General features: G+C 67.1%; 8 protein-coding genes and 1 pseudogene. 4 read left to right on the top strand and 5 right to left on the bottom strand.

All coding sequences use genetic code 11. The features are described 5' to 3' along the window. Positions 1-553 precede the first annotated feature (553 nt). From ACFWSK_RS36930 to ACFWSK_RS36915, 4 genes and pseudogenes are all read left to right on the top strand, one after another. Complete coding sequence (locus ACFWSK_RS36930) at positions 554-733, top strand: transposase (RefSeq protein WP_383796350.1); 180 nt, start codon at positions 554-556, stop codon at positions 731-733. A gap of 641 nt (positions 734-1374) precedes the next feature. Then, the gene (locus ACFWSK_RS36925) at positions 1375-2214 is read left to right on the top strand and encodes a sulfotransferase domain-containing protein (RefSeq protein WP_383796347.1); all 840 of its coding nucleotides are present in this window, start codon (positions 1375-1377) and stop codon (positions 2212-2214) included. A gap of 260 nt (positions 2215-2474) precedes the next feature. Then, positions 2475-2909, top strand: a complete 435-nt coding sequence (locus ACFWSK_RS36920; protein WP_383796345.1) for a hypothetical protein — start codon at positions 2475-2477, stop codon at positions 2907-2909. A gap of 61 nt (positions 2910-2970) precedes the next feature. Beyond that, positions 2971-3412: pseudogene (locus ACFWSK_RS36915) on the top strand (integrase core domain-containing protein); the annotation flags it as partial. Between the two features lie 38 nt (positions 3413-3450). On the opposite strand, the gene ACFWSK_RS36910 reads toward ACFWSK_RS36915, so the two are convergent. The 5 genes from ACFWSK_RS36910 to ACFWSK_RS36890 all read right to left on the bottom strand — a co-directional run bounded on the left by ACFWSK_RS36910 (position 3451) and on the right by ACFWSK_RS36890 (position 8647). Next, on the bottom strand, positions 3451-4575 hold the full coding sequence (locus tag ACFWSK_RS36910) for a glycosyltransferase family 4 protein (RefSeq protein WP_383796342.1): 1125 nt from the start codon (positions 4573-4575) through the stop codon (positions 3451-3453). A gap of 6 nt (positions 4576-4581) precedes the next feature. After that, positions 4582-5553: a phytanoyl-CoA dioxygenase family protein gene (locus tag ACFWSK_RS36905; RefSeq protein ID WP_383796340.1), complete on the bottom strand. Its 972-nt coding sequence runs from the start codon at positions 5551-5553 to the stop codon at positions 4582-4584. A gap of 66 nt (positions 5554-5619) precedes the next feature. After that, positions 5620-6381: a class I SAM-dependent DNA methyltransferase gene (locus tag ACFWSK_RS36900; RefSeq protein ID WP_383796338.1), complete on the bottom strand. Its 762-nt coding sequence runs from the start codon at positions 6379-6381 to the stop codon at positions 5620-5622. A 53-nt stretch (positions 6382-6434) separates the two neighbouring features. Beyond that, positions 6435-7613, bottom strand: a complete 1179-nt coding sequence (locus ACFWSK_RS36895) for a YcaO-like family protein (RefSeq protein WP_383796335.1) — start codon at positions 7611-7613, stop codon at positions 6435-6437. Beyond that, entirely contained in the window at positions 7610-8647 is a 1038-nt protein-coding gene (locus ACFWSK_RS36890) for an aKG-HExxH-type peptide beta-hydroxylase (protein WP_383796332.1), read from the bottom strand. Before ACFWSK_RS36890 ends, ACFWSK_RS36895 begins: the two co-directional genes overlap by 4 nt. Positions 8648-8999: the final 352 nt, after the last annotated feature.

Raw genomic sequence — 8999 nt, 5'->3', positions numbered from 1 at the left:
AACCCGCCACCCTGTGGATACCTCATCCTCTCGTGATACCGCAGGCAGACACCCCTCGTCAGCCCTTATGACTTCACGAGTTCAATCTCAGTAAGCAGATGCGCTTGTCCGCTGTTCTTCTTCGCGCATGTGGCGTAGGTACTGAGCGTTGGCTGTCGAATGTTCTCGATTGACGGTCAGGTTTGAACGCAGGGGCCGATGTGTTGTGAGGGGCGGGAGGATGGGTGGGTGCTGTTCCGGGTCCGGGGTCTGACTCATGACATCTCTGACCGAAGTGTGACTGAAGTGTCTTGGTTTCACAGTGTCGGCCGTTGGCCGGGGATGGTGCGTTGTCGGTGCCGGGCCGGCGGGGTGTGTCCCGATAGGGGTCTGCCGATTGTTATGGCGTCCTCACGATTCTGACCGCCCGACGCGGCCCGGTACCGGAAACGCGACACGTCATCCGATCGGGAGGAGGACGGGCATCGTCAGTTCGACGGTGACCAGTGCGTCGCCTGCTCCGAGGCCGCTCCGCCGTCGGCCTGTGGGGGAGGCGGCTTGGGAGTAGACACGCATCGGGGACGCACGGCTGGACAGCGAGGCGTCCTTCGTCGCGCTGTGCGGGGTCAGTCCCCTTGATCGTTCCTCAGTGCGCCGGCAGCCCCGTCGTCTCAACCGCGGCGGCGGCCGTCAGGAAAATGCCACACTCCGCCGCATTGTGTACACGCGCCTGCGGGTCGACCCACGCGCTTAAGGTCACCACGAGCGCCGGATCAAAGAGGGCAGGACCCGGCGCGAAATCGTCCGGTGCCTCAAACGCTACGCGGCCCAGGAGGTCTTCCACCTGGTCGGACAGCTGCAGCCAGGACCCCGCTCATAGGGGCTGTGTTGTGAGAGCGGGTGATAGATGAGGAACGCCCGCACGCTTGCTCCGGCGGTGGTTCCGCGTATGACGGTGGGGTGCGTGCGGTGTTCGACGCGGTCTTGGCTCTGCTCCGGTTTGCCGTTTTCGATCCGGTGACGGGCGGCGAAGTTGGGCAGGCCAGGCAGTTGGGCCGAAGAGGCCGTTGAGTAGCCCGGCCCGTCGGCTGGCGTGCGGGCTTCAAGGTGCAGGTCCTGGCCGTCGTCATGGAGACGGACGGGCAGCCCTGCTGCTCGGAGGCGGCGAGCGCGGCGATCTTGCCTGCCCGTACAGCGCGCCGGTCGGCCTTCACGTCCGCGCAGGTGCCGACCTCCCAGACGGCGAGGAGCTCGCCGATCTCTTGAATAGACGTCTGCGCCCAGCCAACCTCGCCAACTCGTCCCCGGTAGCCCGCGAGGGCGCCATTGCCGAGGACAGAAATTCCCACCACAATGGCGACTGTGACAGCCTTCCCCGCGTCCCGGACTGAACCCGTGAAAGCCGTCAACGCCGACGGCGACGTCTACGTCATTTCCTTCCCCAAATGCGGCCGGACCTGGCTTCGGGTACTGATGGCCAAAGCCGTTTCGACGGCCCGCGGACTTCCTATGGAACTCGCCCGCAACCTGAACCTGGAAGGCTTCAACGAGGTCGACTCCGCTGTTCCGAACATCGTCTTCTGGCATGACGACCGCGTCGAATATCGCACGCCGGCCCAGCTGTCCCCGGACAAGAGCTTCTACCACGACCGCAAGGTCGTTCTCCTCGTCCGCGATCTGAGGGACACCGCGGTCTCCCGCTACTTCCAGTGCTCCCGCCGCCCCCAGGACCCCTACCCGGGAACGATCGGGGACTTCCTGACCGAGGAGCAGGGCAGCGTCAGGACCTGTGTGGCCTTCTGGAACATCTGGTACGCCAACCGGGGCGTACCGGCATCTTTCCTGCTCACCTCCTATGAACGGCTGGCGGCAGACACGGCCGGCGAGCTCGGGCGGGTACTGGACTTCTGCGGGCTGCCGTCTGTCGGCGAACAGATACTCAGCGGGGCTGCCGACTTCGCGAGCTTCGCCAATATGCGGACCATGGAGGACACGGACGCTCTGCAGTCGGAGCGTTTGCGTCCTGCCATCCCCGGCGATCCGGATGCTTACAAGACTCGGCGTGGGGTCGTCGGAGGCTACCGCGACTACCTCTCCGACGAGCACATCGACTACGTGAACGCACTCATCCGCCAAGACCTCACCCCACAGTTACGAACGGCTGCCCTCGCTGCGGACCATCCCAGGCCAAGCCCCTCAACGCGCATGTCACGGCCCTTCCCGAAGGCCCGCTGAAATAGGAGCGCCCGACGCCGCTCCACCCCGGAGCCCTGGCCGCCCTGTGGAGCGCTATCGCGCTGGGGCCTTTGTGGGATGCGACTGGGCGTGTCTCGTCGATCTTGTGCTGGTGGGCGCAGTGGTGTGGCCCGAGGACTTCGGGTGGTGGATTGGGCTGCGTACGGGGCGAGGTTGTGGGTGTTCCCGGAGATCAGCGAACTTGATCGCATGCACGGACCCTTCGGGACAGGATACGGAGCGCGACGACACCCCCTGTCGTGCAGAGCACCATCAAGGGATTCGCTGACTCGAAAGCTGCCGGAGTCACCACCCTCCAACTCAAGCGCAACCGGGACCGGGACCGGGAAGTCACCTCCGAACTTGAGTCCTCGGGCGGAGGGGCGTCGAAGGACGAGTTCCGGACCAACATTCTCGGATGCCTTCGCGACTTGCACGAGTACGAGGGGATCATCCAGGCGGTGACCGGCAACGACGGTCAGCCCAAGTGGGTCTTCGTCTCTCTGTTCACCCCGGTCAACCAGTACGATCAAAACGAAGTCGGCGGCCAAGGCGCCTACGACTGGTCGGAGGTCGCGTCCTGGGTGGCGGAGCAGCTTGGCGGCATAGACAAGATGGTCAGCCACAACAAGGCCCAGTTCGAGGATCCGGACATTTACGATCAGGAGATCGCACCCGTGCTCGCCGACCTCTGACCGAGGCGCACAGTCGATAACCAGAGCCGGCAGGCCGCCACCGACCTCGCAAATGTGCAAACCGATGATCGGCTGCAGCTACATCCACTCCCCGTCGACGACCATTCCCGCCTCGCCTACAGCGAAGTTCTCACCGACGAACGCCAGCACACCGCCATAGGTTTCTGGCAGCGCGCACAGGCATGGTTCAACAGCCATGGCATGCCCGTGGAACGGGGCCTGACCGACAACGGCCCCTGCTGCAAGTCAAGCTCTTCACCCAGACCCTGGCCGCGGGAGGTATCGCCCACAAACGCATTCGCCCTGCCGGCCGCAGAGGAACGGCAAGGCCGAACGCTTCAACCGCACCCTTCTGGAGTAGAGGGCCTACCTGCGGCTCCCTACGCCAACCACACTGAGCGGAGTGCAGCCCTCGACGACCTCCTTCCCAGCTACAACTACCATCGCCCCACACAGCACTCGGAGGCCAGCCCCGATCAACCGGGGTTCAAGAACCCTGCGGGTCAATACAGCTCGGACGTATGCGCCGACCTCCAGCCTCTCAAACGATCAGTGAGTCGCCTGCGAGCACGTGGTCGGCCCGTCGGCGCCAGGTGTACCGCTCAAGTACTTCCCGGCGGGCCGTGTTACCCAGCGCCAGTCGTAGTGCCTCGTCGGCCATGAGTTCCTGGATGGCAGTCAGCCACGCGTGGGTATCGTCGGGTGCGCGCAGCAGGCAATTGACACGGTCGTGAAGTACCTCGCGCAGGACGGGGAGGTCGGAGGCGATCATGGCGCGGCCGTGTGCCATGTACTCGAATACCTTCATCGGGGAGGCCCACCGGCCGGTCTCCGCGATTCCGTCGGCGGTGTACACCTTCCGCTGATAGGGAGCGATCACGACATCGAATGCGGGGAAGTAGGCGGATACTGCTCCGGGTGGTTGGTGTCCGTGGAAGTACACGTTGGTGAGCGGGCAAGGATCCTCCCAATGGGCCCGGTCCTTCGGGGTTCCTCCGAGGAGGTGGAAGTCGAAAGCGGGGAGCAGCGCGGCGAGTTCGAGGATGAGTTCGATACCACGCCCTTGATAGAGGTGTCCGACATAGCCGATGCGCACGGCCCCGGACCGCCCTGGAAGTACCGGTGCCTCCGTCGGCCCGTGGGGTGTGACGGGCACTTCGGCGCAGTCCGGGGCGATCAGCGTCGGGAGGGGACCGAGACCGTCGTGGGCTGCCTGAAGGTCGCGCGCCAGGGCATGAGTGATGACCACGACCCGTTCGAGGGCGGGATGGCTGAGCAGCCGGCTCTCCACCTCAAGGGCGTGCGCGTCGTTCCACAATTGGTGGCTCTCGTACACCGCGGGTGCGAGGTCGGCCGCAGCGAGGACGCTGTACGGGTCGCGGCCGTACACCAGATCGGGGACATCGTCCGCCAGTATCGCGCGCACCGTTTCCGCGCGGGCCAGGAGCGAGCTGTGCGTGTCGTCGGGCAGAGGGACGGTGCGGATACGGAAGCGGTGGCGGACACCGTAGTACTTGTACGGATCGTGGGCCTGGTATGAGGGCGGCAGAGCGTAGAGGGTTACGTCGTGCCCGGCGGCGCTGAACGCATCACACATGCGCATGACGTGGATGCCGTTGGCGTAGACAGAGGGGATGCTCCCTGCATGCAGGTAGGCGATGCGCATCAGAGCCTATGCCCCTTCGGTTGGAAGCTTGGTGTTCCGTCGCGCACCCTCATAGGACGGAGCGCGTCGCAGAGCGGTGCGGATCAGATGACGTGCGTACGCCGCGGTGGTGCGCGAACGCAGTGAGGCCAGTGGCGAAAGGGCGCCACGCAGGCGCGGGTCGTCGTAGGGAACCCAACCGGTGCCCTCCGGGCTGTACTTGGGGGCCGCCACACTGATGCGTCTGGTGAGGACGAACCGGGTCTCGTCGGTGGTGTTGGTCTCCGACGCGTGAACGTGGTCACCCGAGAACAGCAGTATGTCGCCGGGATCGAGGGTGAACCGGACGGGTGTGCCGAGATGCTGGTCGGGGGCGACCTCGTAGCCGGCCCTGCGGACCGGTGCACGGTAGAGCTCGGGGTAGACGAGCAGGCCGTTGCCGGGCCGGACCCGGCCGAGAGCGATCCACAGGTTCACGGAGTTGAGTGTGGTGTTGAACCACGAGTCGACGTGCGGGCCAGTGGGCACGAGGAAGCCCGCCAGCGGGCCGAGATCGGTACGCCTGGCAACGACGTGGTGCGGCAGCATCGTCCGGACACCGAAGTGGCGGCTCAGATATATGTGTCGCCCTCCAGGAGCGGCCGCGGCGGCGAACGCACGGCCCGCCCTCTCGGAGATCGGTCGCAGCACCGTTTCCAGACGTGTGCGCAGGGCCATTGCCTGCTCGACGTCGGCGACCGTGTGAAGGGCCTCGATTCCCTTGTGTTCGAGGGCCTGGGCGGCATCGGCCGAGAGGGTCTCGGCAGCGGCGAGCAGGATGGCGCGGCGCAACGGTTCGAAGGCGTTCAAATCCTGCAGACCCCGCTTGACCACGAGGAGACGGCCTTCGTCGACCACCTGCCGCAGTGGCCCTCCGAGTGGGCTCCGTCCGAGGTGAACCTCGAGGGGTTCGTGTTGCTCGACAGGGCGGGAATCGGTGTTCGGAACGAAGTCGGCCATGGGTAGCTCCTGCTCATGCTTCGGTAAGGAGGGTGGGTCACGCGTTCCCCCGTCGGTCGCCGGTGCTCAGGGGGCAGGGGGCAGGGGGCAGGGGACGGCCTGTTCGTAGACGGAGACGTGGTACGCGCTGGAGGCCGTGAACTTCTCGCCCGACCATCCGCCGTACCGATGCCTCAGTCGCAGACCTGCCATCGAGGCCATGAGGTCGAGTTCGCCCACGGACGCGTACCGGAAGGACACCGGCACATGGTGAACACCGTCCTGATCGAGGATGAGGTAGTGCGAGGCGTAGGTCTGAGAGGCACGGTCGACGCTGCGCATACGTACCGTCACGCCGCCTTCGATCGGAAAGGCGCGCAGTGCGGATTCCTGCGCGGCGAGCGCCTCGGGGACATGCGCGTCGAGAACGAAGAGTCCCCCGGGAAGCAGCCGGTCCGCCGCAGCGGCGAAGCAACGGGTCTGGTCTTCCTGGTGGACGAGTTCGAAGAACGTTCCGCCGACCACGTACACGAGGCTGAACCCACCGCCGATCGGCACGCGGCTGAAGTCGCCCGCGGTGACGGTGATGTCGTGTCCTCCGGATTTCGCCCGGAGTTGTTCGGTCATCTGCGATGCGGCCTCGATGCCATGGACCTCCAAGCCGCGGCCGGCGAGCGGCAGAGCGACTCGGCCGGTACCCGAGCCGAGTTCGAGAACAGGCCCGGAGCCTGCGGTCTTCGCGAGTGTGGCGAGAAGGTCGACGGTGCTGTCCGTGACGGGGGACGGAAACCAGTCGTCGTACCTGGCGGCGAAATTGGAGGCGTAGTGGGGCGATTCCTGTCCGGGCATCGTGGAGGGTCCTCCTGGTGACGTCTCGGTCGGCGCGATACGGGCGGGCTGGGTCAGCCGAAGGGGTGAGGCCGGTGCGCACCGGATGGTCCGCTTGCCTCGACAGGTCCGCCGGGCAGTGGGAAGGCTCCCGGGGCTACTACGCGCACCACGGTCAGCCCTGTCTCCAGGGCCTGCCGTGACGGTGTCGGCACCGCGTACACCTCCTCGCCGGTGTGGGAGGCCAGGACAGCCGCCGGGTCGGGATGGGCGAGTGATGTGCGGCCGGCCGGGGATGCGCGGGTACCGGAGAGCCACGCACGCAAGCTGTCCTGCCGGTGGAACGCCCACAGCGCGTGTTCGAGCGCTGTGCGCGGTGGGGTCGTGCCTGCCCACTCCGCCCACCTCCGTCGGGCGACGGGCGTGCCCATGCTCCACCTCACCATCAGTGCCTCGTACACCGCTTTCTCCGCCGTCGCCGGACGCCTGGCGGGTCCGCAGGCCGCACCGAAGCTCTGGCTGTCGCCGTCCGCGTCGTGCAGACAGGCCACGACACAGTCGACGCCCGGTGGGGCGGGCACGAGGAGGAGCGCTGCTGTCAGGCCCAGCGCGGTGAGCGATGCGCCCAGCGCGGGCCCCAGCTGGAGGTACGGGGCGTCCGCCGGGGCGTCCGCCGGGGCGTCCGCCTCCCCGTACCAGCTGCGGCGGATCAGGTCACGTTCCAGGATCTCCCAAGCGGCGTGGTGAACCGCGAGGGTCTCATCGGGGTGGGCCGCCAGTCCGGTGGACCCCGCCCTGACGTCAGGGTGTGAAGCCGGCCTGTGGCGCAGGTACACCGCTCCTGCGGGAACGAGGACTTCGCGCCCGCTCGACAGCGAGCGGCCGGGTACCCACAGCCGTTTCACCTCACGGGACAGGCGTGCGTGGCGTTCGAACCGCGCGGGGTCGAGGGCGGGCCGGCCCGTGCGCCGCAGATTCTCGTATGTGTCAACAACGCGTTGCTCGGCCTCCGCCGTCCGTCCGGCGGTGATGTTGCCCATTCGCTCGACGAGTTCGCCCGTGGCCCGAAGTGAGGTGTCTCCGGCGTCATGTCCGGCCGCACTGCCAGTCACCACGTCGTCCCCGCCGCTGCCGCCGGTGGTGAACAGGGCCGAGCGCGCCGCGACCCGGGCGAACACGATGTCCGGTGCTTCCGGGAACGGCTGGAACAACTGGGCCGCCCAGGGCTGGGCGGTTGACTCCTGTGTGCTCATACGGAGTCCTTGGCCGCTACCTGCGCCAACAGATCGCGGCCTGCCCCGGTGAGCGAGGACCGGTATGAGCTGAGCGTGGTCGCGGCCTGCACCGCGTCGTTCAGGCACTGGCGGTGGCGGTCACGCAGCACGTCGTTGTCGACCGCGGGCCGAGCGGCGGTGTCGAGAAGCCGTTGGTAAAAGGCGGCGCTTCGGGAGAGAACCACCATCTGGTGGAAGAGCCCTCCAAGAGGACGGGGGTCGGCGCGCAGTGGTGTCCGTAGGGAACCGGCCTGCTCGGCGGCGCGGCTCCAGAGGGGCGTAGACACGAGGGCGGCGTTGCAGCGTTGATGGGTGCCCTCGTGGACCAGTGCCTCCGCCAGTTCGAGCGGACCGTCGGATCGCGAGGGTCCCGGTGCGAGGCGGTTTCGGTGGAGGAACAGCGCCCCGTGGACGGTGAAGTCGGTGAAACCTTCGATGGCCGTCCCCCGTAGCAGGACGACCTGGCGCACCGTCCACGTCAGTTCGTCGAGCATGGCCGGCCACACGTTGCGCAGCAGCCCGGCGGCCTCGCCCAGCACCTGGCGCTCGGAGTCCGTCCACGGGACGACGGCGGCGTCCCCGGTTGGGCCGGAGGAGGTCTCGGGCACATTCGCCAGTGCGCGGGTGACCGCGCGTTCCAGGTGGGGTTGTGGTCCGGCTGCTTCCACCGACCAGCTCTGGCCGCCGAGGGCGGTGGCCGGGGTGGACCGGTTCCATGCCTGTCCGAGTGCCGTGGCGAGTTCGCTACGGCGCAGGGCGGTGAGCGAGCCGGCACGGGCGGCGTGCTGTGCGGTGTGAGCGACCTCGATCACCGCCGGGTGGGTGAGTTCGGACGTGGTGGGAATGGTGGTGGGGCGTGTGGACAGGGCCGATCCCTCATGTTCACGCGATGCCACGCCTTCCGCCTGCACCTGAGGGGTAAACAGTCCGGTGCGGTGCAGCGTACCGAGGATGCGACGGCCCAGTGCCTCGCGGTCGAGCGCGGCCCCGGCCGCGTCCGGCTCGATATGCATGTGACCGTTCCCCCTTCTGTCGGCACGAGCCCTGGCGTCCGAACAGCGCGCGGTGGCCCTGTCGGCCACCGCGCGCCTCACATCCGGGAGTTCACTCGGTGGCCGGAAGATCTATCAGCAGCGGAAGCTCGGGCAGCTCGTCGGGCATGACCTGGTCGATTTCCTCGCTCATCGCAAACTCCTTTCCTCACGTCGGAGCCCGCCCCTACGACGGTCACTCGACGGTAGGCGGGCTCATCATCACGGCCGGGAAGGCGAGTTCCAACGAGCTCTGCGCGAAGGCAGGTGGGAACTGGCCACCGCGATGTACTCCTTCCGGGACATACCCATGTCGATGGGTTAACCGGCGACC

The organism is Streptomyces sp. NPDC058620, assembly GCF_042717135.1.
Taxonomy (GTDB): domain Bacteria; phylum Actinomycetota; class Actinomycetes; order Streptomycetales; family Streptomycetaceae; genus Streptomyces.
This window is presented reverse-complemented; position numbering and strand designations above follow the sequence as displayed.